Source organism: Burkholderia sp. HI4860 (assembly GCF_002223045.2).
GTDB lineage: Bacteria > Pseudomonadota > Gammaproteobacteria > Burkholderiales > Burkholderiaceae > Burkholderia.
Map to the genome: position 1 here is coordinate 990,429 of NZ_NKFO02000003.1, position 24,369 is coordinate 1,014,797.

Below are 24,369 nucleotides of genomic sequence, written 5' to 3' on the forward strand. Positions count from 1 at the left end.
TTGCCTGGCCGCCGCTCGCCGGTGCCGCGCATGATACATGCGGCCCGGCACGGCGTGAAACCGCTGGCGCGGAACGGCGGGAGCGACCGCGATCCCACTTATAATCGCGGGTTTTGATGACGCGCATACCGCCCATTTTAATGCCTAGCCGTCCCGTCGCCGCCAACCTGCAGCCCCCGGGCGCCCTGCCGGCCAGCTTGCGCGCTCGCCGCCGCCGCGCATGCTGACGCGCTTCGGCAACCCGGACGTCGCGAAGGCCGTCGCGAATCTCGTCTGGCTGGGGCTCGAACGGCTCACGCAGATCGGCGTCGCGATCGCGATCAGCGGCCTGCTGGCCCGTTATTTCGGGCCAGATGTGTTCGGCAAATGGCAGTATGCGAATACGCTCCTCCTGGTACTGGCGCCGCTCACCTGGGTGTGCGGCGCGGAAATCCTCGTCCCGACCATCGTCCAGCGCCCGCCCGCCCAGCTCGGCGCGGTGCTCGGCAGCGCATTCGCACTGCGCATCGCCGTCTCCGTCGCCGCGCTCGTCGCGACCTGGGTCGCGATCGCCGCGGGCGCCTTCGATCCGCTGGTCGGCGCGATGCTCGCGGGCCTCGCGGTCACGATGGTGTTCCGCGAGCCGTTCGTCGGCGTCATCAACGCGTGGCTGCAGAGCATGACCTACAGCAAGCCGCAGCTCGTCACCAGCATGGTCACCGCGCTGGTGAAGGCGCTGCTCGTCTGGCTGCTGGTCCGCGCGGCCGCGGGCCCCGCCCGCTTCGCGTGGCTGTGGGCGCTCGAAGCGGCCGCCATCGGCTTCGCGCTGCTGCTGTACTACCGGCATCGTAACGGCGGCGCGCTCGGCTGGACGTTCGACACACCGCTGTTCAGGCACTTTGCAACGGCCGGCACCGTGTTCTGGCTCGGCCTCATCTGCATGTACCTGTTCCTGAAGCTCGACCGCCTGATGCTCGAGCGTCACGTGTCGTTCGCCGATCTCGGCCGCTACTCGGCCGCGCAGCAGCTCAACGAGAACTGGATCACGCTCGCGCTGATGCTCGCGCAGACGATCGCGCCCGCGTTCGTCTACCGCGTGCAGGACGTCGCGCGGCTGCGCCGCAACATCGTCCGGCTGATCGCGATGACGGCCTGCCTGATGACGGCCGGCGCGCTCGTGCTCGACGCCGCCGCCCCGCTGATCGTCGGCAAGGTGTTCGGCCACGGCTACGAGGCCTCGGTCGACATCTTCCGCTGGGCGGTCTGGCTGTCGGTGCCCGCCGGCATCGAGGCGATAGGCAATCTTATCGTTCTCAAATATCAAGCAAAATTCGTGTTGCTGTCGAAATGGCTGCTCGCGCTCGCGATCGCGGCACTCGTCAACCTGTTCGCGATCCCGCGGCTCGGCCTGTACGGCGCGCTCGTCGGGCTGGCGGCCGGCTACCTGGCTGCCGCCGCCGTCAATTTTTATTACATCCGTTTCAAGCTGCGACCATGACGTCCCCTGATTGCCCGACCCCGCTCGACGACGTGGCCGTGCTGATGCCGGCCTACAACGGGCACGACGACGTCGTCCGGACCCTCGCGTCGTTTCGCGAGGACACGCCCGTGCACGTGCTGATCGTCGACGACGGCAGCACGCCGCCGATCGTCGCGCCCGACCTGCCCGGCCTCACGATCGACGTGCTGCGCCTGCCGCAGAACGGCGGCATCGAGCGTGCGCTCGCCGCCGGCATCGACGCGCTCGCCGCACGCGGCTTCCGCTATGCCGCGCGCATCGACGCGGGCGATCTCGCCGCGCCGCAGCGCCTCGCGAAGGAGCGCGCATACCTCGGCGCCCACCCGCGCGTGGCTTGTGTCGGCATGTGGACGCAAGTCGTGTCCCGCGCCGGCGAGCCGCGCTTCATGCTGACCCCGCCCGCCGATCCGCACACGCTGCGCCGCACGCGCTTCCTGCGCTCGCCGCTCGTGCATCCGTCGGTGATGCTGCGCATCGACGCCGTGCGGGAAGTGGGGAACTATCGCGCCAAATACCGTGCGGCCGAGGATCTCGATCTTTTTTTACGGTTAATGCAACGCTACGATTGCGCGAACCTGCCGGAACTCGGTCTCTATTACGAACTGAACGAGGGCGGGATCAGTGCGACCAAGCGCCGGCGCCAGCTGGTGTCGACGCTCACGCTGCTGTTGAGCCACTTCAACGCGCTGAACCCGTACGACTGGGCCGGCCTCGCCAAGAACCTGCTGCATTTCGTGACGCCGTACCGGACGTTGCAGCGGATCAAGCAGACGCTGTTCGCCGCGCGGCCGTCCGCCTGACGCGCATCCGGCCCTTTCGGCAATTTCGACGCTTTATTTATTCTTTTTTTCATGTCCGCCACCTCCCCGCTGCGCATCGCGCTCGTCTGCAACACGGCCTGGGCGATCTACACGTATCGCCACGGGCTGATCCGTGCGCTCGTCGCGCGCGGTGCCGAGGTCATCGTCATTGCGCCGCACGACCGCACGGTGCCCTTGCTCGAGCAGATGGGCTGCCGCTACGTGGCGCTCGCGGTTGCCTCGAAAGGCACGAGCCCACGCGAGGATCTCGGCACGCTCGCCGCGCTGGTGCGTCACTACCGTGCGCTGAAACCCGATCTCGTGTTCCATTACACGATCAAGCCGAACATCTACGGCTCGGTCGCCGCGTGGCTCGCGCGCGTGCCGTCGATCGCGGTGACGACCGGGCTCGGCTACGTCTTCATCCAGAAGAGCCGCGCAGCAACCGTCGCGAAGCGCCTGTACCGGTTCGCGTTCCGCTTCCCGCGTGAAGTGTGGTTCCTGAACCGTGACGATCTCGCGACCTTCACCGACGAGCAGTTGCTCGCGCATCCCGATCGCGCGCGGCTGCTGCACGGCGAAGGCGTCGATCTCGAACAGTTCGCACCCGTGCCGCTGCCCGCCGGCGACGCGCCCGTCTTCATCCTGATCGGCCGGCTGTTGTGGGACAAGGGCGTGCGCGAATACGTGGAGGCCGCGCGCACCGTGCACGCGCGCTTCCCGAATGCACGCTTCCAGCTGCTCGGGCCGCTCGGCGTCGACAATCCAAGCGCGATCGGCCGCGCGGATGTCGATGCGTGGGTCGGCGAAGGCGTCGTCGAGTATCTTGGCGAGGCGCACGACGTGCGCCCGCATATCGCGGCGGCCGACTGCGTCGTGCTGCCGTCGTACCGCGAAGGCGTGCCGCGCACGCTGATGGAAGCGTCGGCGATGGGCCGCCCGATCGTCGCGACCGACGTGCCGGGCTGCCGCGACGTCGTCGCCGACGGTGAAACCGGCTTCCTGTGCCGCGTGCGCGACAGCGCGAGCCTCGCGGAGCAGTTGCTCCGCATGATCGAACTCGGAACGGCCGGACGCGACGCAATGGGCGCGCGCGGCCGGCAAAAGGTCACGGCGGAATTCGACGAACAGCAGGTCGTCGAACGCTACCGGCGTACTATCCATTCGTTAACCGGTATCACCCTCTGAAGGAGCGCATCAGCAATGACCGCTAAAGGCACCATCCTCGTCACGGGCGGAGCGGGCTATATCGGCTCGCACACGACCGTCGAGCTGCTCGACAACGGCTACGACGTCGTGATCGTCGACAACCTCGTCAACAGCAAGGCCGAATCCGTGCGCCGCGTCGAACGGATCACGGGCAAGACACCCGCGTTCCATCAGGTCGACGTGTGCGACGAAGCCGCGCTCGCCAAGGTATTCGATGCACACCCGATCACCGGCACGATCCATTTCGCGGCGCTCAAGGCCGTCGGCGAATCGGTCGCGAAGCCGCTCGAGTACTACCAGAACAACATCGGCGGCCTGCTTGCCGTGCTCAAGGTGATGCGCGAGCGCAACGTCAGGCAGTTCGTGTTCAGCTCGTCCGCGACCGTATACGGCGTGCCAGAGCGCTCGCCGATCGACGAATCGTTCCCGCTGTCCGCGACGAACCCGTACGGCCAGTCGAAGCTGATCGCCGAGCAAATCCTGCGCGATCTCGAAGTTTCCGACCCGTCGTGGCGCATCGCCACGCTGCGCTACTTCAACCCGGTCGGCGCGCACGCGAGCGGGCTGATCGGTGAGGATCCGGCCGGCATCCCGAACAACCTGATGCCGTATGTCGCGCAGGTCGCGGTCGGCAAGCTGGAAAAGCTGCGCGTGTTCGGCTCCGACTACCCGACGCCGGACGGCACCGGCGTGCGCGACTACATCCACGTCGTCGATCTCGCGAAGGGGCACATCGCCGCGCTCGACGCGCTCGCGAAGCGCGACGCGAGCTTCGTCGTCAACCTCGGCACCGGCCAGGGCTACAGCGTGCTGGAAGTCGTGCGTGCGTTCGAGAAGGCGTCGGGCCGCCCGGTGCCGTACGAAGTCGTCGCACGCCGGCCGGGCGACATCGGCGAGTGCTACGCGAACCCACAGGCCGCGGCCGACATCATCGGCTGGCGTGCCGCGCTCGGCATCGAAGAAATGTGTGCCGATCACTGGCGATGGCAGGAGGGGAACCCGCGCGGTTTTGTATAATCCGCTGTCCATTTTTCGAGCGATCCCATGCTCAGCTTCGCGTCCGGCTTCATCATCTCCTTGCTCGTCACGCTGTTCATCGTGCGCTATGCGCACCTTCACGAGAAATTCTCGATCGACAGCGACCTGGCCGGCGTGCAGAAATTCCACGTGCGGCCCGTGCCGCGGGTCGGGGGCATCGGGATCCTCGCAGGCGTCGTCGTTGCGGCGCTGATCCTGTCCCGACGCTATCCGACGATCGCCGGCAGCATCCTGGGCATCACCGCCTGCGGGTTGCCGGCCTTCCTGTCCGGCCTCGTCGAGGACCTGACCAAGCGCGTGTCGCCGCGCGCGCGGCTGCTGTGCACGATGGGCGCGGCCGCGCTCGCGTTCTGGCTGCTCGGGATCGCAGTCAAGCGCATCAGCGTGCCGCCGCTCGACTTCCTGCTCGGCTACGTGATCATTTCAGCGTTCATCACGGTGCTGGCGGTCGCGGCACTCGCGAATGCGATCAACATCATCGACGGCTTCAACGGGCTCGCGTCGATGGTCAGCTTCATGATGTTCGCGTCGCTCGCGTATGTCGCGTTCCACGTAAACGACCCGGTCGTGATGTCCGCTTCGATCATCATGATGGGCGCCGTGCTCGGCTTCTTCCTGTGGAATTTCCCGGCCGGGCTGATCTTCCTCGGCGACGGCGGCGCGTATTTCATCGGCTTCATGCTCGCCGAACTCGCGATCATGCTCGTGATGCGCAATCGCGAGGTATCCGCGTGGTATCCGGTGCTGCTGTTCATGTACCCGATCTTCGAGACCTGCTTCTCGATCTACCGGAAGAAGTTCATCCGCGGGATGTCACCCGGCATTCCGGACGGCGTGCACCTGCACATGCTCGTGTACAAGCGGCTGATGCGCTGGGCAGTCGGCACGAAGCACGCGCACGACCTGACGCGCCGCAATTCGCTGACGTCGCCGTACCTGTGGCTGCTGTGCCTCGTCGCGGTGATACCCGCGACGCTGTTCTGGCGGCATACGGTGCACCTGTTCGTGTTCGTCGTGCTGTTTGCGCTGACTTACGTGTGGCTGTACCTCAGCATCGTGCGGTTCAAGGCGCCGCGGTGGATGGTGGTGCGCAAACACCGGCCCAGTCGCTGAGCTGGTCTCGGCCCGGCATGAAAAAAAGCGCCCCGCGGGGCGCTTTTCTTTTTGACCGGTCGGCTGGCCGCTGCGTGGCGCGACCACACGGCCCTCGGTGTTCAGCGGTTCGACGCGACCCGTACGCTCTTCAGCGCCGGAACGGCAGCTGTTTGATACTCGGGCACCCAGCGGCGCAAGTCGCGCCGCACTTCGTCGTCGGGCAGGACACGATGCTGCATCAGCCACGGCAGCAGTTCGTCGAGGAAATTGTCCGGCACTTCCCGCGCCCGCGCGATCCGCAGCTTCGGATGCGGCGTGCGCGTCGTCGCCTCGTCGTCCGCCAGCAACTCCTCGTAGAGCTTCTCACCGGGCCGCAGCCCGGTGAACTCGATACGGATCTGCTCTTCCGAGAAACCGTACAGGCGGATCAGGTCGCATGCGAGATCGACGATCTTCACCGGCTCGCCCATGTCGAGAATGAAAATCTCGCCGCCATGCCCCATGCTCGATGCCTGCAGAACGAGTTGCGACGCTTCCGGGATCGTCATGAAGAAACGCGTGATCTCCGGGTGCGTGACCGTGACCGGGCCGCCCTTCGCGATCTGCTGCTGGAACTTCGGGATCACACTGCCCGCGCTGCCGAGCACGTTACCGAAACGCACCGTCTCGAACTGCGTGCGCCCGCTCGTCTGCTGCAACGCCTGGCAGGCCATTTCGGCGAGGCGCTTGCTCGCGCCCATCACGTTGGTCGGATTGACGGCCTTGTCGGTCGAGATCAGCACGAAGTGACGCACATCGTGGCGAATCGCCGCGCGGGCCACGCGATAGGTGCCGAGCACATTGTTGCGCAGCGCCTGCCACGCGTTGTGCTCCTCCATCAGCGGCACGTGCTTGTAGGCGGCTGCGTGAAACACGATGTGCGGCGCATGACGCGACATCACCTGGTCGAGCAACAGCGAATCCTTCGCGTCGCCGATGATCGGCAGGACCGGCAGGTCGGGGAAGCGCTCGCGCAGTTCCTCGGTTAGCCGGTACATCGCGTACTCGGACAGGTCGAATGCGACGAGTTGCGCCGGCGCGAAGCGCAGGATCTGCCGGCACAGCTCGGAGCCGATCGACCCGCCCGCGCCCGTCACCATCACGACGCGGCCGCGCAGCAGCGCCTCGACGTGCGGCGTGTCGATCGTCACGGCATCGCGGCCGAGCAGATCCTCGAGATCGATGTTCCGGACCTGCGACAGAAAGCCCTGCCCCGGCATCAGCGCGGTCAGCGACGGCAGCACCATCGCCTTCACACCGGCCCGCACGCACAGCGTCGCGACGCGGCGCTGCGTCTCGACCGACGCTGACGGAATCGCGATGATCGCGTATTCGACCTTCAGTGCGTCGGTCCAGTGCTTGAGATCATTGAAGGAGCCCAGCACCTTGTAGCCGTAGATTTCGCGGCCCTGCTTCTTGACGTCGTCGTCGAGCAGGCCGACGAGGCGCCATTCGCCTGAGCGGGACAGTTCGCGCGCGAGGCTCGCGCCTGCCGTGCCGGCGCCGAGCACCAGCACCGGCTTGCCCTTGCCTACGAGCCCGCCGTACAGGTAATACTCCTTCGTCGCGCGATAGAGCGCGCGCGCGCCGCCCATCGCCAGGAACAGCATCAGGGGCGACACGAGCAGCACCGAGCGTGGAATGATCGGCACCGGCTGGAACATCACGGCGCCGATCATCACGATCACGCCACCGCCGCCAACTGCCTTCGCGATACGCATCAGGTCTGGCAGGCTCGCGAACACCCACAGCCCGCGATAGAGGCCGAACACGTGGAACATCAGCGCGTACACGGGCAGCACCCACGTCAGCGCCATCAGCGCGCCGCTCAGGAAATCGGTCGGGACACTACCGTTGAAGCGGACGAGATAGGCGAACAACCACGCTGCAAGCACCGCCAGCAGGTCGAACAGGAAAGCACTCAATGACAGCCAAGATGCTTTGGATCGCAACATCGGCGGGAGACCTCAAGATTTGTTTTCGGTGGCCATGCCGACACGGCGCCAGCGGGCGTCGATCACGCAACCGATGCACGCAAGAACGCCATACCAGGCGACAAACAGCCCCCACTGCTGCAGTGTGGGACGGCCCAACGCCCACAGGGCTACAATTATGCCCGCGAGCATCACGAGGTACCAGTAGATGGCAGTGCGCCGATGGCCGGAGCCGGAGCGCACCATGCGCTGATAATAATGCTCCCGGTGCGCCTGCCAGAACTTTTCGCCGCGTAACAAACGTCTCACAAGTGTTACAGATGCATCCGCAATAAAGGGCGAGAACACCATCGCTGGAAACCAAATCGGCCAAACCCCGCCTCGCCAGCCCCAGTAGCCGAGCGCGCCCGCCATGAACCCGAGCGGAATCGAGCCCGCGTCACCGAGAAACAGCTTCGCTGGATGGAAATTCAGCAGCAGGAAGCCGAACGCGGCACCTGCGATGGCCGCGCCGCCCGCCACGAGATCCGGCTCCGGCTGCACGCCCGCCAGGGCGGCGGCCGCATACGCGCTGAATCCGAATAGCGCCATGCCGCCGGCAAGGCCGTCCGCACCATCCATGAAGTTGTACAGATTGGTCAGCCAAGCCATTCCGAAACCGATGGCGACGAGTAGCCACCACGGCGCGGCGGCCGGATAGACGGCGATCAGCGCGACGACCGCGGCAAGGTGTGCCGTGAACCGGACCCGCGCGGGCAGCCCGCGCCGATCGTCGAGCTGCGACAGCGCTGCGAGGCCCGCGGCGGCCACGGCCACCAGCCACATCGACGGCGCGAGCCACAGCATTGCGATCACGGAGACCGGCACGACGCCCCAGCCGCCGACACGCGGCGTCGGCAGTGTATGCAGCGAACGGTCGTTCGGAATATCGGTCGCGAGGCGCCAGGCTAGCCCCGTCGCGAGCAGCGTCCGCAGGATAAGAGTCGAGGCGAAGGCAGCGGCTATTGCGACGCCGGCCACCGTGAGCCACGTGGTAATCGCGGGATGCATATTGTCTATTTCTGTTTGTCGCGCGAACGATACCACGCGGCGGTCGCCTCGAGGCCCTGTCTCGTCGTATACGGCGGTCTCCAGTCGAGCATGCGCTTCATGCGGCCGGTGTCGAGCTGCAGGCTGCCCGTCAGGCGGTCGACGGCGGCGCTGCGGCCGGTCAGCCTGCCGAGCGTGCTCAGCATCGCGGCCGGTACCGGGAACAGCCGTGCCGGCCTGCCGAGCGCGTCGCCGACCAGCCTCAGCAACCCGGCCACCGACGGCGCGTCGTCGTCTGCGACATGAAAGCACTCGCCCGCTGCCCTTGGATCGGTTGCGCACCGCAGCAGCGCGTCAGCGAGATTGTCGATATAGACGAGGCTGCGGCGCGCCTCGATCGCGCCGAGCGGGAGCGGCAATCCTCGCGCGACGGCGTCCATCATTCGCAGGAAGTTGGCCCGCACGCCGGGGCCGTAGACGAGCGGCGGACGGAGGGTGACTACATCGATGCCCGCCTGCCGCCCGAATTGCGCGAGTGCCTGCTCCGCGTGCAGTTTCGAACGCCCGTATGGATCCTGCGGTGCGGCTACGACGTCCTCCGCGAGCGGCACGCCGCGATCGCCCTCGGCAATCGCTTTGATGCTGCTGGCAAACACGAAGCGGCGTGCGCCGTGCGCATGCGCCGCTTCGGCAACGCGCAGCGTCCCTGCGACGTTGGTCGCCTCGAACGCGGCATCCGGATCGGGCGATTCGTCGTGCATCACGTGGACACGCGCGGCCAGGTGGATCACGCAATCGGCCTCCAGATCATCCGGCCACCCGTGTGCGAGCCCGGCGAAATCCGGCGCGTCATGCACCCACTCGCGAACGCCGTCGACGCATCCGCCGGGACGGCGTACCAGCGCCGTGACCGTATGTCCTGCCGCGAGCGCCAGTCGGCAGACCGCGCGGCCGACGAAGCCGTTTGCGCCTGTCACGACGATGCGGGTCACCACAGCCTCCAGCCGAAGCGGTTATAGAACTTGATCGCCGACGCCGCGAACATGCGGATGTGCGCGGCACCCTTGCGGGATGCGCCGCCGCCGTGATGAATCACGCGCGCCAGCGGCAGGTAGACCGTGCGTGCGCACTCGCCAGTCCGCAAGCTGAGGTCGTAGTCCTCGAAGTAGAGAAAATAGCGTGGATCGAAGCCCCGCAGACGCGCGAGCACGTCGGTGCGGAACAGCATGAAACAGCCGCTGACGATAGGCGGATCCCATACGACGTCGGTTTCGTTGATACGGTCGCGCATCTCGTAACTTGCCAGCCGGCGCTCGAACGGCGGCCGCAACGCCGTGGGCAGGAATCCCCTGACCAGAAGATCCACCAGCGCCGGATAGCGGCGGCACAGATACTGGATCCGGCCCGATTCGTCACCGATTCGAGGCGACAGCAAACCTGCTTCAGGATGTGCGTCGAGAAAGTCGAGTGCGTGCACGAGTGCATCCGGCTCGAGGTCGATATCGGGATTCAGGATCAGGTGATAGCGGCTGCGCGCTGCTTCGATCGCAAGGTTGTGGCCGCGTCCGTAGCCGACGTTGCCGTGACCGGACAGCACGCTGCAGGAGATGCCAGCCTGCTCGAGTGCGGCAAGATCGGCTGCGAAATCCGGCAAGCCGCCGTTGTCGACAAGGGTAACGCTGACGACACCGCCGCCGCGCACGGCCCGGAGACGCGCGCACGCCGCACGGAGGCTGGAGAACGTACGAGCGAGAAGTGCCTCGTCCGGATGGTACGTCACGATGGAAATCGACAATATTGCGTCGACGAGGTGCGGTGAGCGAGTGGATGCTTGCGGATGAGAAGTCACGAGCTGACTATTGTTTACATTTGGCGCGTAAGGCGCGTTACTAGTGTGCGCAGGCAGGCCAGCGCGTGCAACCGAGATTGCCATTTGTAGCAATTATGACGTGGCGGCGCGCACCACGGGGCCATGAATGAAAAAAGGGGTACAAGGTAGGGGCTCGTCCGCACGGTGCGGGCAGCCATCGCGTGCGCTGCCCGCCGCCCCGGCGGGCGCCGAAACGCCAAATGCTTCTGTATATAATGCGTGACCTCGATACGCATCCGGCCAGTTGCACCCTATGTTTGATATTTCGGTGATTCTCAACGCCCACAATGAGGGCGGCATCATCAACCGGACGTTGCGGTCCCTGACTGAAGCGGCAGACTTCGCAAGAGCCCGCGGTATCACCCTGGAAATTGTCGTCGTCCTCGATAACCCGAACGAAGCAACCCGTTCCGTCATCGCGTCGGCGGACTTCTCCGGTTTCGATGGAGTCCAGACGATCGAGGTATCGAACCGGTCGCTGGGCTTGAGCCGAAACTCCGGTTGCGCAATTGCACAAGGCGAATATTTCGCCACGGCCGACGCCGACGATCTCGTGTCGTTCAATTTCTTCGTCGAAGCACTGGCAGCTGCCAAGCGGTACGGCAATGACGCACTACTGTTCCCGCAGTACCTGATCGCATTCGGTTCGATGTACTTCATTACCGAGTATGGCGAAGCGGACCTGATGCCGTTCCTGCTTGCTGACATCCATCCGTACGTGTCGCGCGTATTCTTCCATCGCTCGACATTCGATCGTCTCAAGTACGTTCACTGCGACACGCAACGCGGCCACGCATTCGAAGACTGGCACTTCAATTCATGTGCGATCGCGCTCGGGATGAAGGCGCACTACATCCCCGATACGGTTCTGTACTACCGTCAGCGGCAGCAGAGCATCATGGCTGCCGCGCGCAATCAGAGCGTCGAACTCGAGACGCCGGACACCGACCTGTTCGACCCGGACGTCTACCTTCGTGTGTTTGCCGACGACTATCGTGCGTATCGCGCCGGCGAACGTGCGTTGCCGCCGTGGTACGACGTCAAGCAGAAGTTCCTCGGCAGCCGGATGCTGTCGGATATGACTGAAGCCGCCAACCGGATCGATCCTGCCGTCGATACGCTGTCGCTGCGGCACGGCAGCCAGACGAGCGCTATTTGGTCGACGCCCGAGCCCTCCGCGGTCTACTACGAAATGTGCGAAGCCATTCGCGACGCCAGACCGATCACGGACGTGTTCCTGATTCCGTTTCTGCCCGCCGGCGGCGCGGAGCGCTACGTTCTCGACGTGATGAACGGCCTGCTGGCATGCGGCGCGTCGAAACGGATCCTCGTGCTGTCCGGCGAGCCGATGGAAAAGCATGCGTGGCTGTCGCGCCTTCCCGACGCAGCGATCTTCATCGACGTCGCGGTGCTCGGCAAGGATCTCGACGATCGTCAACGCGATCGCATCACCGCACGCCTGATTCGCGCGGCGGCGCCCGACGCCCGGCTGCACATTCGCGCGTGCGTGTTTTCTCATCGCATGCTGAGCCGCCATTTCGCGCAATTCAGCGGACGCGATGTCACGTACTACCGTTTCTGCGACACGCGCGTCTACGAAGACGACGTCTCGATCATTTCGGGCGGCGCGGTCGAGTTTCTGACGAACAACATCCAGCACATCACACGGATCGTCACCGACAACGAACAGACGGTCATCGACGACAAGTTCATCTTCGGTGCCAGCGCGTCCCGCTGGATCAATCTTCCCGCGCTGCTGCACGGCATCAAGGAGCCGACGATTCATGCGACGCCGCGACGACGCCTGCTGTGGGCGTCGCGGCTGGACGGCCAGAAGCGGCCGCAACTGGCCGTCGCGCTGTCCAAGTACTTCGCGCAGAGCGACACCGGCATCACGCTCGACCTGTATGGCGGCATCACGCCAGGATTCGAAATCGACCTGTCCGGTGCAAATTACAAAGGGCCGTTTTCAGCATTCGCGGATCTTCCGCTGCACGAGTACGACGCCCTCGTCTATACGTCGTGGTTCGACGGATTGCCGAACGTGATTCTCGAAGCCATGGGCTCGGGACTCCCGGTCATCGCACCGAACATCGGCGGCATCGGCGAAGCCGTGCTCGACGGTCAGACCGGCATGCTCATCGAGGCATCCAACGACATCGACGAAGCCGTCGACGCGTATCGAGTGGCCATCGAGCGCTTGTACGCACAACCCGATCTGCTCGGAGCGCTGTCGAAGCGCGCTTCCGACTACGTTCACGACAAGCACGGCGACGCACAGTACGTCGCGAACATTCAGCGGATATTCGGTATGAACGCCTCCCACCAAGAATCCCGTCAGCCTGCCCAGGTGCCCGCCAATCAAGCCGCTTCGTCCGCGGAAAACCAGGAAGAACTGCGTCGACTGAGACGGGAACTCGCAGACGCGCGCGCAAAGCTGCTCGTTCATGCGCGCGAGGCCGATATCCTCAGGAACGAGTCGGTCGAACTGCGGCAGTACGCGAACCAGTGGGTCGCGTTTCAGCGCGCGCGGATTTTCATCATCTATCGCGCGTATCTGCGCCTGCACCGGATTCCGGTACTCGGCCCGCTGCTGCGGGCGATCATGCGGCCGTTTACAGGAAAGTGATCCCCAGTCCGTCCCGCCGCCATACCGAGCAAACCGGATGCGCCACCCCGGATAATGAGGTTGCCCGCCAGGTATCGCTACCGTTAGACTGCCCCCCATTCAGACCGGAGTGAATGATGGAGCGAATCGCTATTTACGGGTGCGGCGGGTTCGGGCGCGAGATCCTGCCGCTGGCACGACAACATCAAGCCCGGACCGGTGCTGGTTCGGCATCCGGAATCGTCTTCGTCTCCGACACGCCGTCGGAAATCGGCACCGTCCAGAACGGCGTCGAAGTCATTTCCTTCGATGCCCTCATCACGCCGTCGCATCGCGACCGCGCGGTCGTCGTGTCGCTCGGTTCGTCCGCGGCCCGCCGCACGCTGGTCCAGCGCTGCGAAAGCGAAGGCCTCGCGTTCGGCTCGCTGACTTCCGGTTCGCATGTGTCGCTCGACAACGTCGAGATCGGCGAGGGCGCGGTGTTCTGCGATTTCTCGATGTGCACATCGGATATCAGGATCGGCCGCCATTTCCAGTGCAACATCTACAGCTACGTCGCCCACGACTGCGTGATCGGTGATTTTGTGACTTTCGCTCCGCGCGTCGCCTGCAACGGCCGGATCGTGATCGAAGACGATGCGTATATTGGCACAGGCGCGGTGCTGAAGCAGGGCACGCCTGACAAACCTTTGACGATCGGCAAGGGCGCGGTGATCGGTATGGGGGCCGTCGTGACCAAGGACGTACCACCGGGCGTGACCGTCGTCGGCAACCCAGCCGCACCGATGGTGAAACGTCCGGCCTGAGCCGGACGAGGCGCACGCCGCGGCATGCGCCGCGGCGTACCGCTCCGGTCAGTCAGGCCGCTCCTGTCCGTGAGCGACCATTACACCGGGCTGCACATATCCGAGCAAGCCTGCGTAGGTTTCGGCACTCGTCCACGTGATGCGGTCGAAGTACGAATTGAATTCCCGCAGGAAATTGAGCACGGGGGGCGGCGCGTCCGCCGCGACGAACATCTCGCATCGCCGCCCCTGCCGCCACGCTTCCTTCAGTTGAGCTATCGACGGCATCGATTTCGCGTCGCTCGAAAACTGCACGGCCGGCCCGGTTCGATCGCGCCCGCCACAGAGCCATCTGGTGGCAAACTGCCGGCGCACGATATTGGTCTTCCTGAACTGGCCGACGCTATCCGACGACGTGACGGATCGCGTATGGATCCGATGCCGATAGAGCGGCTCATGCAGGTAATGGAAACTGCCGAATTCCGCGATCTTCAGCGCCAGTTCCCAATCCTGGATCCCGGAATACGCGTCGATCGAACCACCTGACTGCAGATATGCATCGCGTCGAATGACCTTCAGATGCGACGCGACCATGCCGTCGAGCAGATCTTCCTTGATGCCCTCGTCGTTCCTGAACGCAATAGCCGGATACCCGCCGTAGTCGGCCCGCCGGATTTCGTTGCCACTTTCGTCGATGTCGAATCGGTCCGTGAACAGGTAATCGCACGGCTGCCCCTGCGTCACGACCTGCACGACACGGGACAGCGCGCCCGGCGCCAAAGCATCGTCACAATCGACGAACGCAATGTATTCTCCGGCCGCCTGCGCGACCGCCTCGTTCTGCGTACGCGAAATACCCTTGTTCTCGCTGTTGAGTACAATCCGCACGTTCGGGTGAGTTCCCTGCAGCGCACGCAGCAGCGCCGTCGTACGCGCATCGGGAGAACAATCGTCGACGCAGATGATCTCGAATGCGACGTCCTGCTGCTCGATAACGGACAGCAGGCAACCATCGATATAGTCGAAATGGTTGTATGCGGGGATCACGACACTGATGAGCGGCGTCTCCGACACGGGCATCTTCGCAATAGCCGCCTGCAGGCGCGCGAGCTTCTGCGCGTGCAGATCGACTGGAACGACCGGCGACGCGGCAGCGCCCGATCCGGCTGCACGCGGGTGGCCGCGCAACTGCGCGATTTCCTCTGCGTACGCAGGGTGCTTCCGATAGAAATTCTCGAACCAGTCGACCGCAGACTCGAAAAACGCCGGCTCGCGCGCGGACACCATCGCATCGATCTTGGCAGCCGCGTGCAGCCAGCTCTTGCCCATCTTCACATAGGATCGGCGCATGCTTTGCGCGTGCTGCCGGTAGATCGCGTTGTGTGCGTTGATATAGGCCATACGTGCGCCGCGCGCACTCAGGCCGCACCAGAACAGCCAGTCTTCCTTGGCGCGCGCGGATGTATCGAACGGCGCATCCAGCAACACGGCGCGGCGGAACAGTGCACAATGAATCGGGATCGCGAAGCCTCGCTCCCATTTGTACAGAAAATCGGACAGCACGAGCGCCGAATGTGCGATTGCCTCGTCATGCTTCGAAAAGACCGAGCGGGAATCGTCACACAACAGGAAGTTGGACACCGATACGTCGAGCGCATTCGCCACCTGGAAATGCGCAACCTGCAAGTCGAGCTTCGGCGGAACGATGAGGTCGTCCGCGTCCAGCAATTGCACGAATTCGCCGTTCGCAGCGGCAATACCCGTGTTGCGCGCGCCCGAAAGCCCCGCGTTCTGCTGCGAAATCACCCGTACTGCGGGCGACAGCGCTTCCGCCGCGCGCAAGTGAATATCGGTCCGGGATGCCGTGCTGCCGTCGTCGACGACGATGATCTCCAACGGCCCGCGGTATGCGTCGAGCACCGACGAGATAGACTCATTCAGATACTGCGCCTGATTGAAACAGGGGATTACCACCGATACGAGCGGCAACGACAAATCACGCGAGTCGTCCGTGCCCGATTCCTTCCGGTCAGATCCCATAACCTTCCAACTCCTTGACGTGCTCGACGAACCGCTGCCACGTATGTCGCCCGTCGATCAGCTCGACGAGCGCGCGTGCGCGCGCTTCGACTTCCTGCGAATTCGAAATGACTGACTCCATCGCCGCGCGATAATCGGCGACATCCGGCTTCTCCGACAGCAGATATCCGGTCGAATCCGATATCAGCTCGCCCACGCCGCCGACCGACGGCGCGATGATCGGTACGCCCAACGTCCCGATTTCAAGCAGGATGTTCGGCATGCCTTCCCATTTCGACGTGAAGATGAAGCCGGTGTACGCACGATCACGCATCAGCTCTTCCGGGGACGTGAACGGCCCCATCAGATGCAGGTTCGCGAGATCGGGAAGCTGCTCGCTGACATTCACTACGGCCTGGCCGTAAACGTAGAAATCGATGTGCGGGCACGCCTGCACTAGCGCCAGCAGCAGGTCGACGCGCTTTTCCTTGTCGAGTCGCCCAGCCCACAGAAACGCCGGTCGACGCCCCGCCAGATCCTGGCCGCGGCTCGCGATGCGCGCGAGCGCCCGGGCCTTCCACCCGGCGGTCGCCATGCGGCTGGGGTTGTACACGGCGCGCAGCTTGTCGCCCTGCTGCCCGAGGCTGTACTCGGCGCGTGCATCGGTCACGAAGCGCTGGTTGTCGGACAGCAGCGCAGTCAGCGCCGGCAGCCCCGGTTGCAAGAAATAGGCCGCATAGCCTATCTTGCTCTTGCCGTCCTCGGCGAACTGGAACGCGAAAATGCTGGCGAACAGGCGCGTGATTTCCTTGAGCTGCCGCCCTTGCGCGATGATCGCGTTCCACGCAACCTCGCTGTTGATGTTGTGGAATACGGTAGGCCGGATCGCCAGCAGCATGTCGTACAGCAGCGCCTGCTTCAGCGCGTACGAATCGTCGCGCGTGAAATCGCGCAGGACGACCACATGCACACCGTCGAGCCGCGCAACGCGTTCGTCGACCAGATCGCGATCGGCAACGACGAGCAGGATCTGACGGTCGGGATGGAGCTCGCGGAGCGCTTTCGAGAAATTGAGCGCGACATTCTCCGCGCCTCCCGTTCCAAGGAACGGCACGGCAATGATATGGCTGACATTTCTCACGCCACGCTGCGCGAGGTCGAGCATCAGGTGTTGCAGGCGCGACTCACGCGCGTGGTCGAGCAACACCTCACGCGTGACGGCAGACCGCAGCGCCTGACGAATCGACGTGCCGTGGCGCAACGACGTGATGACCGGCGAAATGGCCTTGCGGACGCGCCACTTCGCCTCCTGGCTCAACGGCAGGCGATGATAGACGCGTTGTGCAAAGTACAGAAGATGCTGGTATCGCGGCATGGTTAGATATCTTGAATCATTCGCGGGGGCACGGGCTATCGGCTCAGGCGCCGGTACAGATTATCCACCTTGCCCCAGATGGTGCCCCTGACACGATCGAGTTCCGTCTGCGCGTCAGCCAGGCTGGCAGTGAGCCGCCCTTCCCGGTCGGCTGCGGCACGCAACTCCGCTTTCGCGTGCTCGAGTTCCGAGGCGACACGTTCGTGCTCTGCACGCACCTGATCCAGTTCGGCAAGCGCACGGTCGCGCTCACCTCGAATCAGCAGTTGAAACGTCGCGGCGCCTGCAGCCGCCTGCGCGTTCGCCGCCGGTGCCGGCGCCGAACCATCGTACTCGCCCTCCGGCTTCGACAAACGCTCGCGAACGGCGGCAAAAGCCTGCGGCGACCACCCGGACGCGAGTCTCGTGACGAACGCGGTCAGTTCGCCATTGAAGAACAGATGCGGCGGAATCCTGAACGTGTCCTCGTGTCGGTCGTACACGCGCAGCATCTCAATCAGCTCCAGGAACCGCCGCCAGTCGCCGTCAATCTCGAAGAAGCGCCCGACGAACGACTCCATGCTCTTGCGGAGCAGGTCGAAGCGCTCGATCCGCTCGAGGTACGGATGCACGACGCCGCCGGAGATATCCGCATACTCCCACATCAGCGCATCGCGATTGCGGTGCGTCACGTTGCCACCGTGCGCACGGTAAAGGAGGAGCGCGTCCTTCATCACATGAAACCGGGCGCCACCGGCAAGCGAACGCAGCCAGAAATCCCAGTCCGGCGAGTAGGTCAGGTCCTCCCGGAAAAAGCCGATCCGGTCGTGCGTGGACTTCCTGATCAGCACGGTCGAATGGCACAGGTGGTTCTCCCACACCCAGCTGTCGGGCGCGTTCAGGTCGAGATCCTGATTGAACCACGGCGCATAAAAGCATTTGTCGGGGTCGACCGGCTGGCTCGATGCATCGATTTCCGCCATGAAGCTGCCGCAGATATCGACATCCGGATGGGCGTCCATGAACGCAACCTGCGCCGCAAGCTTCTCGGGCGCGAACACGTCGTCAGAATCCAGGCTCGCGATGAATTCACCGGACGCGAGACGCAGCGCCGTGTTGTACGCCGCGCACGCGCCCTGGTTGCGCTCCTGGCGCACCGCGCGAATCCGCGGATCATCGAACTGCTGGATGACCTCCCAGGAATCGTCTGTCGAACAGTCGTCGACAATGATCAGCTCCCACGACGCGTACGTCTGGGACAGCACCGACCGGATCGTCTCCCCGATGAATCTGCCGTAGTTGTAAGACGTCGTGAGAACGCTGACACGCGGCCGCGAATCCCCGATCGAATAATTATTGTTTGCCATTGCAGATGTATTGAATGATGTCGACGATGCGATTCGCCCCGTCTTCCCCAAGCTCGCCGTACAGCGGCAACGCGAGTACTTCGCGCGACACTCGCGTCGCAACCGGCAAGCGCCCGGGATCGGCGCTCGGCAGCGCGCGATAGCAATTGTGCTCGCTACATAGCGGATAGAAATAGCGCCGCGAAAATACGTTGAACTGCTTCAGCGTGTCGTACAACCGGTCGCGCGACACGCCGCATGCCTGTGCGTTCACGCGCACGATGAAATACTGCATGCTGTGGCCAACGTTCGGTGGCAGGCGGAAGCATGTGATGCCGGGAATCTCGTCCAGGCGACTCAGGTAAACCTGTGCAACGCGCTGCCGCGCGGCATGCTCCGCGTCGTAATGGGCAAGATTGACGAGACCCAGTGCCGCCTGTACTTCGTTCATCTTGCCATTCGTACCCGGCATGATGACTTCGGTCTCGTTCAAGATTCCGAAATTCTTAAGCAGATCGACGCGCCGCTTCATCGCCTCGTCAGCCATTGCCAGCCCGCCGCCCTCGGCCGAGTGAAACAGCTTCGTCGCGTGGAAGCTGTACATCGTCGCATCGCCGAACTCGGCGACCGGCTTGCCGTCGATTTCCGTGCCGAATGCGTGCGCGCCGTCGTAGAGCACTTTGACACCGTACTGCTCACGAATGCGCTCAAAAGCCTTCACGTCGCACGGCATCCCATACACATGCACGCCGAGCACACCCGTCGTGCGCGGCGTGATCAGCGCTTCGGCCACGGCAGGGTCAATGGTCAGCGTTTCCTCGTCGATGTCGCAAAACACCGGCGTCACGTTGTTCCAGTGCAGCACATGCGGCGTCGCGGGAAACGTGAACGGCGTCGTAATGACTTCACCGGCGAGCCGCAGCGCCTGGCAGGCGACGAGCAACGCGCTCGTCCCGTTGTTGAAAAGCGAGAAGTGCCGTGCACCGAGCCGCTTCGCGAGCGCCGCCTCCAGCTCAACGTGCTTCGCACCGCCATTCGTCAGCCAGGCGCTGTCCCAGATGTCTTCCAACTGCGACGTGAACTCGCCAAGCGGCGGCAACATCGGTTTCGTCACATAGATCGGACTGGCGAAACCATCCGGCTTTTGTCTCATAGGGCGCTCCTGATTGATTCCTCGTGCGGATCCGCACGCGCCGGCCCCGGCGCCGGATCCACTACCGGCCAACGCTGCGTCAGGCCACCGTCTTCGACAACAGCCGCGTCTGGACCTTGTTGTCGAAATGTACGGCGCCATAAAGCGGCAGATAGGTGCCGCGCGAGACGTTGAATTGCACGGCGATCGGCACATGATCGCACGTGTCGACCTGGCCAATGCTCAGGTCGGTCGGCACTGACGTGGCCGCGCTGATGCTGTAATCGCCGCCGCGCAGCGATACCTTGAACGTCCAGTCGACCACGTGGACTTCACCCGCGTGCACGTCGTACAAATGCGCGTGCTCGAGGCCGGTGTCCGAGTACGCGATATCGAAACCGTTCTTGTCGCGCAGGTGATAGCCGAATGCCAGCAGCGGCAGATCTTCCTCGACGCTCACGATCATTCTCAGCGTCACGGTGTCACCGTAGGTAACCTGGCGTGTCGCGCGCCCCTGTTCGTTCAACAACTGCACGTTGACGAAGCTTGCGCGGCCATTGCGGATCCGCTGGAACGCCGCCTGCTTCTGGAATTCGTCCGCGCCGTCGTTGAGATCGGCATCGAGCTCGGCGATCTGCGTCGAGGGCGCCTCGTCGTCGGCAATCACATGCTGCTTCTTGCGGACATAAGACGAGTAATACGACTCGATCACATGGTCCGTCGATCCGACAGCAAGCATGTTGCCGTGATCGAGCAGGATCGCGCGGTTGCACAGCGCCTTCACCGAACCGGGGTCGTGGCTGACGAACAGCAGCGTCGTGCCCCGATCCATCAGCTTCTTCATCACGGCCATGCACTTCGCCTGGAACAGCGCGTCACCGACCGACAGCGCCTCGTCGACGATCAGGATGTCCGGATTGACGTGGATCGCGACCGAGAATGCGAGGCGCACGTACATGCCCGACGAGTACGTCTTCAGCGGCTGGTTGACGAAATCGCCGATCTCGGAGAAATCGACGATGGCCGGATACTTCTCTTCCAGCTCTTCCTCGCTCATCCCGAGAATCTGGCCGTACAGCATCACGTTTTCGCGACCGGTGAACTCGGGATTGAATCCCGATCCGAGTTCGAGCAGCGCGGCAACCTTGCCGTTCGTTTCGACTGTGCCGGCGCTCGGCGCGAGCGTCCCAGAGATCACCTGGAGCAGCGTGGACTTTCCCGAGCCGTTGTGACCGACAATCCCCACCGTCTCGCCGCGCGCGATATCGAACGAGACATCGCGCAACGCCCAGAACTCCCGGTAATACTGCTTGCGGGAGCCGAACAGCATCTGCATGAGGCGTGCACGCGGGTTATCGTAAATATGAAAGACCTTGCTCAGATCCTTCACGCTGACTGCAAGATCAGAGGACATCTGCGAATCCTTTCCGCGTGCGATTAAACCATTGGTAGCCCAGTACCGCGACGCCGATACTGACGATCATCATCACCAACACACCGGTCCAGCTCGGCACGGTTCCAAAGATCACGACGTTGCGGCTTTGCTCGATGACGAACGCGATCGGATTCATTCCGACGATATGCTGGTAACTGGCCGGCAGTGAGCTCACCGGATAAAACACCGGCGTCAAGAACATCAGCACCGTCGTCACGAGCCCGATCGACTGGCCGATGTCCTGGATGAACACGCCCAGCGACGCCAGGAACCAGCAGACACCGAGGGTGAACAGGATGAACGGCAAGACGATCAGCGGGAAATACAGGATCGTGAGATGCACCTGGAAACCCAGCACGAGCATCGCGAGCACCAGCACGCAGAAGCTGATCGCGGCATGGAACAGCGCGACGAGCAGCGCGACGACAGGCAGCACCTCGAGCGGAAACACGACCTTCTTCACGTAGTTCGCGTTACTGATGATCAGTGATGGCGCACGGTTCACGGCTTCCGAGAACACCTGGAACATGATCATCCCGACGAACAGCACGACTGCAAATTCCGTCTTCGAATCAGATCCGGTATTCCAGCGTGCCTTGAAAATCACGCTGAACACAAACGTGTAGACGGTCAGCAGCAGCAACGGGTTGAAGAACGACCACAGCAGGCCGAGCACCGAGCCGCGATATCGGCCGACCACTTCGCGGCGCGCCATTTGGAGGATCAGGCGGCGATGCCGCCAGATAGGAAGTGATGGTTGAATGATTTCCCGCATGACAATCTCTAGCTAAACCATGCCGCACGAACGACTCGGCATGTAGTGTGATGTGCGCCGCCGGATCGGGCAGCATCAGGCATCGAACAGTTCCGCGAGGACGAGCGCAAGCCCGTCCGACCACTGCGGTCGGTGCAATCCGAAACGCTCGTCGAACCGCGTGTTGTCGAGTACCGAGAAGGTCGGACGCGGCGTCTTCGCCGGATACTCGGCTGCGGGGATCGGCTTCACTTCCCGGACAGACAGGCCTGTCTGTGGGGACAGGCTTCTGGCGCCGGCAAAAATGGCTTCCGCGAACGCGTGCCAGGTCGTCGAGCCCTGCGCCGTCATGTGATAGAGGCCGCTCGCGAACGATTCCGCCCGCCGCTCGACGAGCGCTTTCGCCGCCGCGTGCGCGGTCAGGTCCGCAATCATGCGTGCGCTCGTCGGCGCGCCGAACTGATCGCTGACGACCGACAGCGTCTCGCGACTCGCACCCAGCCGAAGCATCGTGCGCAAGAAATTCTGGCCGCGCGACGCGTAGACCCACGACGTGCGGAACACGAGCCAGTCTCCGCCGGCGTCGGCGATCGCCTGTTCGCCGGCCAGCTTGCTCGCACCGTAAGCGTTCAGCGGGCGCACGTCGTCGCTCTCGGCATACGGCGTTCGCTTGCTCCCGTCGAACACATAGTCGGTCGAGAAGTGGATCAGCAACGCGCCACACTTCCGCGCGGCGCGCGCGAGCGCGCCCGCCGCATCGCGATTGATTGCAAATGCAGTGTCGGGCTCGTCCTCGGCGCGATCCACCGCGGTATACGCAGCCGCATTGACCACGAGATCGGGCGCGAGCGCGTCGACATATGCAGCGACGGCCGCCGCATCGCCGAGATCAACGACTTGACGTGTCGCGGCTACCACCTCGCCCAGCGGTTGCAGCGCACGCACGAGCTCCCATCCGACCTGCCCGTTCGCCCCCGTCACGAGAATCTTCATGCGTAGGTCTCCAGATCCGCCAGCACGGTACCGGCGAGATCCTTCGGTGCGATCACCGGAGCGCCGTCGAGCGGCCAGTCGATGCCAACGTGTGTGTCGTTCCACAGCAGCACGCGCTCGAATTCGGGATACCAGAAATCGGTCGTCTTGTATTGAAACGTCGCCGCCTCGGACATCACCAGAAAGCCGTGCGCAAATCCGGCAGGCACCCACATCTGCAGGTGATTTTCCGCGGACAGAACGCTGCCGACCCATTTGCCGAACGTCGGCGAAGAACGACGCAGATCGACGGCGACGTCGAACACCTTGCCTTCGACGACGCGGACCAGCTTGCCCTGCGCATGACGGACCTGATAATGCATCCCGCGCAGCACGGACTTGACCGAGCGCGACTCGTTGTCCTGAACGAACTCGACATCCGCAACCTGCTCACGGAATTCCCGCTGATTGAAGCTCTCGAAGAAATACCCGCGAGCGTCGCCGAAGACCTTGGGCTCGATCAGCTTGACGTCTGGAAGTGCCGTGGAAGTTACCGTGATTGCCATAGAATCTTGTCCGTCAGTAGGTTCTTCAGATATTGCCCGTACGCGTTCTTGGCAAGAGGAGCGGCAAGCGTCAGCAGGCGCTCGGCATCGATCCAGCCCATTCGGTAAGCAATCTCCTCGGGGCATGCGACCACGAGGCCCTGGCGCTTCTGCAGGGTCGCGATGAAAGCCGCAGCCTCCATCAGCGAATCGTGCGTGCCCGTGTCAAGCCATGCGTAGCCGCGCCCCATGATCTCCACCTGCAGCTTGCCTGCCGCGAGATAACGGGAATTGACATCGGTGATTTCGAGCTCGCCGCGCGCTGACGGCTTGATGTCGGCCGCAATGTCGCACACGTCGTTGTCGTAGAAATAGAGGCCAGTCACGGCGTAGCGGGAGCGCGGCTGGGCCGGCTTCTCCTCGATCGACATCGCGCGCATCTGGTCGTCGAATTCGACGATGCCGTAGCGCTCCGGATCCTGCACGTGATAGGCAAAGACGGTCGCGCTTTCGGTACGCCCATTCGCCGCGTGAAGCTGCTTCGCGAGATCGTGACCGTGGAAGATGTTGTCGCCGAGAACCAGTGCGCTCGGATCGTTGCCGATGAAGTCCCGCCCGATGATGAACGCCTGCGCGAGCCCGTCGGGCGACGGCTGAACCGCGTACTGCAGGTTCATCCCCCACTTCGAGCCGTCGCCCAGCAACGCCTCGAAGCGCGGCGTGTCCGCCGGCGTCGAAATGACCAGCACGTCGCGAATGCCCGCGAGCATCAACGTCGAAAGCGGGTAGTAAATCATCGGCTTGTCGTACACCGGCAGTAGCTGCTTCGACACCGAGTGGGTAATCGGGTACAGCCGCGTGCCCGAGCCGCCCGCGAGAATAATGCCTTTACGTGCCATCGATCAGC

At 63.7% G+C, this 24,369-nt stretch carries 20 protein-coding genes; 7 read left to right on the plus strand and 13 right to left on the minus strand.

Features of this window, described 5'->3' with window-relative positions:
- Positions 1–220 precede the first annotated feature (220 nt).
- From CFB34_RS19920 to CFB34_RS19940, 5 genes are read left to right on the plus strand one after another with little or no spacing between them, the layout of a single operon-like run.
- A complete protein-coding gene (locus CFB34_RS19920) occupies positions 221–1,477 on the plus strand; it encodes an oligosaccharide flippase family protein (RefSeq protein ID WP_089439393.1) in 1,257 nt (418 codons plus the stop codon).
- Positions 1,474–2,298 carry a glycosyltransferase gene (locus tag CFB34_RS19925; RefSeq protein WP_089439392.1) on the plus strand — a complete coding sequence of 275 codons (825 nt, stop codon included), beginning with the start codon at positions 1,474–1,476 and terminating at the stop codon, positions 2,296–2,298. Before CFB34_RS19920 ends, CFB34_RS19925 begins: the two co-directional genes overlap by 4 nt.
- A gap of 51 nt (positions 2,299–2,349) precedes the next feature.
- Positions 2,350–3,486: a glycosyltransferase family 4 protein gene (locus tag CFB34_RS19930; RefSeq protein WP_089439391.1), complete on the plus strand. Its 1,137-nt coding sequence runs from the start codon at positions 2,350–2,352 to the stop codon at positions 3,484–3,486.
- A 15-nt stretch (positions 3,487–3,501) separates the two neighbouring features.
- Positions 3,502–4,524 (plus strand): UDP-glucose 4-epimerase GalE, encoded by a 1,023-nt coding sequence (gene galE / locus CFB34_RS19935; RefSeq protein WP_089439390.1) that lies wholly within the window; start codon positions 3,502–3,504, stop codon positions 4,522–4,524.
- Positions 4,525–4,551: 27 nt separating this feature from the next.
- Positions 4,552–5,658 carry a glycosyltransferase gene (locus CFB34_RS19940; protein ID WP_089439389.1) on the plus strand — a complete coding sequence of 369 codons (1,107 nt, stop codon included), beginning with the start codon at positions 4,552–4,554 and terminating at the stop codon, positions 5,656–5,658.
- Positions 5,659–5,759: 101 nt separating this feature from the next.
- Here the strand turns inward: CFB34_RS19940 and CFB34_RS19945 are convergent, their stop codons facing one another.
- Genes CFB34_RS19945 through CFB34_RS19960 form a run of 4 tightly spaced genes read right to left on the minus strand, consistent with a single transcriptional unit; the run spans position 5,760 to position 10,491 of the window.
- Complete coding sequence (locus CFB34_RS19945; protein ID WP_089439388.1) at positions 5,760–7,634, minus strand: nucleoside-diphosphate sugar epimerase/dehydratase; 1,875 nt, start codon at positions 7,632–7,634, stop codon at positions 5,760–5,762.
- 12 nt (positions 7,635–7,646) lie between these two features.
- The gene (locus CFB34_RS19950) at positions 7,647–8,663 is read right to left on the minus strand and encodes a glycosyltransferase family 4 protein (protein WP_089439387.1); all 1,017 of its coding nucleotides are present in this window, start codon (positions 8,661–8,663) and stop codon (positions 7,647–7,649) included.
- Between the two features lie 5 nt (positions 8,664–8,668).
- A complete protein-coding gene (locus tag CFB34_RS19955) occupies positions 8,669–9,634 on the minus strand; it encodes an SDR family oxidoreductase (RefSeq protein ID WP_089439386.1) in 966 nt (321 codons plus the stop codon).
- Positions 9,631–10,491, minus strand: coding sequence for a glycosyltransferase family 2 protein (locus tag CFB34_RS19960; protein ID WP_242808684.1), 861 nt, complete (start codon positions 10,489–10,491; stop codon positions 9,631–9,633). The genes CFB34_RS19955 and CFB34_RS19960 overlap by 4 nt, the downstream gene beginning before the upstream one ends.
- A gap of 274 nt (positions 10,492–10,765) precedes the next feature.
- Between CFB34_RS19960 and CFB34_RS19965 the strand changes: the two genes are divergently transcribed.
- Positions 10,766–13,141 carry a glycosyltransferase gene (locus CFB34_RS19965; protein ID WP_089439384.1) on the plus strand — a complete coding sequence of 792 codons (2,376 nt, stop codon included), beginning with the start codon at positions 10,766–10,768 and terminating at the stop codon, positions 13,139–13,141.
- Positions 13,142–13,257: 116 nt separating this feature from the next.
- On the plus strand, positions 13,258–13,926 hold the full coding sequence (locus CFB34_RS19970) for an acetyltransferase (protein ID WP_089439383.1): 669 nt from the start codon (positions 13,258–13,260) through the stop codon (positions 13,924–13,926).
- A gap of 48 nt (positions 13,927–13,974) precedes the next feature.
- Here CFB34_RS19970 and CFB34_RS19975 read toward each other — a convergent pair whose 3' ends face one another.
- The 9 genes from CFB34_RS19975 to rfbA form a co-directional block, all read right to left on the minus strand.
- Positions 13,975–15,945 carry a glycosyltransferase family 2 protein gene (locus CFB34_RS19975; RefSeq protein ID WP_089439382.1) on the minus strand — a complete coding sequence of 657 codons (1,971 nt, stop codon included), beginning with the start codon at positions 15,943–15,945 and terminating at the stop codon, positions 13,975–13,977.
- Positions 15,935–17,299, minus strand: coding sequence for a glycosyltransferase family 4 protein (locus tag CFB34_RS19980; protein WP_089439381.1), 1,365 nt, complete (start codon positions 17,297–17,299; stop codon positions 15,935–15,937). The genes CFB34_RS19975 and CFB34_RS19980 overlap by 11 nt, the downstream gene beginning before the upstream one ends.
- A gap of 35 nt (positions 17,300–17,334) precedes the next feature.
- A complete protein-coding gene (locus CFB34_RS19985) occupies positions 17,335–18,696 on the minus strand; it encodes a glycosyltransferase (protein ID WP_242808685.1) in 1,362 nt (453 codons plus the stop codon).
- The gene (locus CFB34_RS19990) at positions 18,632–19,777 is read right to left on the minus strand and encodes a DegT/DnrJ/EryC1/StrS family aminotransferase (RefSeq protein ID WP_089439379.1); all 1,146 of its coding nucleotides are present in this window, start codon (positions 19,775–19,777) and stop codon (positions 18,632–18,634) included. Before CFB34_RS19990 ends, CFB34_RS19985 begins: the two co-directional genes overlap by 65 nt.
- A 79-nt stretch (positions 19,778–19,856) precedes the next feature.
- On the minus strand, positions 19,857–21,170 hold the full coding sequence (locus CFB34_RS19995) for an ABC transporter ATP-binding protein (protein ID WP_089439378.1): 1,314 nt from the start codon (positions 21,168–21,170) through the stop codon (positions 19,857–19,859).
- Positions 21,160–21,966: an ABC transporter permease gene (locus CFB34_RS20000; protein WP_089439377.1), complete on the minus strand. Its 807-nt coding sequence runs from the start codon at positions 21,964–21,966 to the stop codon at positions 21,160–21,162. The genes CFB34_RS19995 and CFB34_RS20000 overlap by 11 nt, the downstream gene beginning before the upstream one ends.
- A 75-nt stretch (positions 21,967–22,041) precedes the next feature.
- A complete protein-coding gene (gene rfbD / locus CFB34_RS20005; protein ID WP_089439376.1) occupies positions 22,042–22,938 on the minus strand; it encodes a dTDP-4-dehydrorhamnose reductase in 897 nt (298 codons plus the stop codon).
- A complete protein-coding gene (rfbC, locus tag CFB34_RS20010) occupies positions 22,935–23,483 on the minus strand; it encodes a dTDP-4-dehydrorhamnose 3,5-epimerase (protein WP_089439375.1) in 549 nt (182 codons plus the stop codon). The genes rfbD and rfbC overlap by 4 nt, the downstream gene beginning before the upstream one ends.
- Positions 23,468–24,361 (minus strand): glucose-1-phosphate thymidylyltransferase RfbA, encoded by an 894-nt coding sequence (gene rfbA, locus CFB34_RS20015; protein WP_089439374.1) that lies wholly within the window; start codon positions 24,359–24,361, stop codon positions 23,468–23,470. The genes rfbC and rfbA overlap by 16 nt, the downstream gene beginning before the upstream one ends.
- Positions 24,362–24,369 lie beyond the last annotated feature (8 nt).

Bases quoted from the DNA above. Each gene is read 5' to 3' on its own strand.
- CFB34_RS19920 (WP_089439393.1), top strand. From the start codon at position 221: ATGCTGACGCGCTTCGGCAACCCGGACGTCGCGAAGGCCGTCGCGAAT.
- CFB34_RS19925 (WP_089439392.1), top strand. From the start codon at position 1,474: ATGACGTCCCCTGATTGCCCGACCCCGCTCGACGACGTGGCCGTGCTG.
- CFB34_RS19930 (WP_089439391.1), top strand. From the start codon at position 2,350: ATGTCCGCCACCTCCCCGCTGCGCATCGCGCTCGTCTGCAACACGGCC.
- galE (WP_089439390.1), top strand. From the start codon at position 3,502: ATGACCGCTAAAGGCACCATCCTCGTCACGGGCGGAGCGGGCTATATC.
- CFB34_RS19940 (WP_089439389.1), top strand. From the start codon at position 4,552: ATGCTCAGCTTCGCGTCCGGCTTCATCATCTCCTTGCTCGTCACGCTG.
- CFB34_RS19945 (WP_089439388.1), bottom strand. From the start codon at position 7,634: ATGTTGCGATCCAAAGCATCTTGGCTGTCATTGAGTGCTTTCCTGTTC.
- CFB34_RS19950 (WP_089439387.1), bottom strand. From the start codon at position 8,663: ATGCATCCCGCGATTACCACGTGGCTCACGGTGGCCGGCGTCGCAATA.
- CFB34_RS19965 (WP_089439384.1), top strand. From the start codon at position 10,766: ATGTTTGATATTTCGGTGATTCTCAACGCCCACAATGAGGGCGGCATC.
- CFB34_RS19970 (WP_089439383.1), top strand. From the start codon at position 13,258: ATGGAGCGAATCGCTATTTACGGGTGCGGCGGGTTCGGGCGCGAGATC.
- CFB34_RS19975 (WP_089439382.1), bottom strand. From the start codon at position 15,945: ATGGGATCTGACCGGAAGGAATCGGGCACGGACGACTCGCGTGATTTG.
- CFB34_RS19980 (WP_089439381.1), bottom strand. From the start codon at position 17,299: ATGCCGCGATACCAGCATCTTCTGTACTTTGCACAACGCGTCTATCAT.
- CFB34_RS19990 (WP_089439379.1), bottom strand. From the start codon at position 19,777: ATGAGACAAAAGCCGGATGGTTTCGCCAGTCCGATCTATGTGACGAAA.
- CFB34_RS19995 (WP_089439378.1), bottom strand. From the start codon at position 21,170: ATGTCCTCTGATCTTGCAGTCAGCGTGAAGGATCTGAGCAAGGTCTTT.
- CFB34_RS20000 (WP_089439377.1), bottom strand. From the start codon at position 21,966: ATGCGGGAAATCATTCAACCATCACTTCCTATCTGGCGGCATCGCCGC.
- rfbD (WP_089439376.1), bottom strand. From the start codon at position 22,938: ATGAAGATTCTCGTGACGGGGGCGAACGGGCAGGTCGGATGGGAGCTC.
- rfbC (WP_089439375.1), bottom strand. From the start codon at position 23,483: ATGGCAATCACGGTAACTTCCACGGCACTTCCAGACGTCAAGCTGATC.
- rfbA (WP_089439374.1), bottom strand. From the start codon at position 24,361: ATGGCACGTAAAGGCATTATTCTCGCGGGCGGCTCGGGCACGCGGCTG.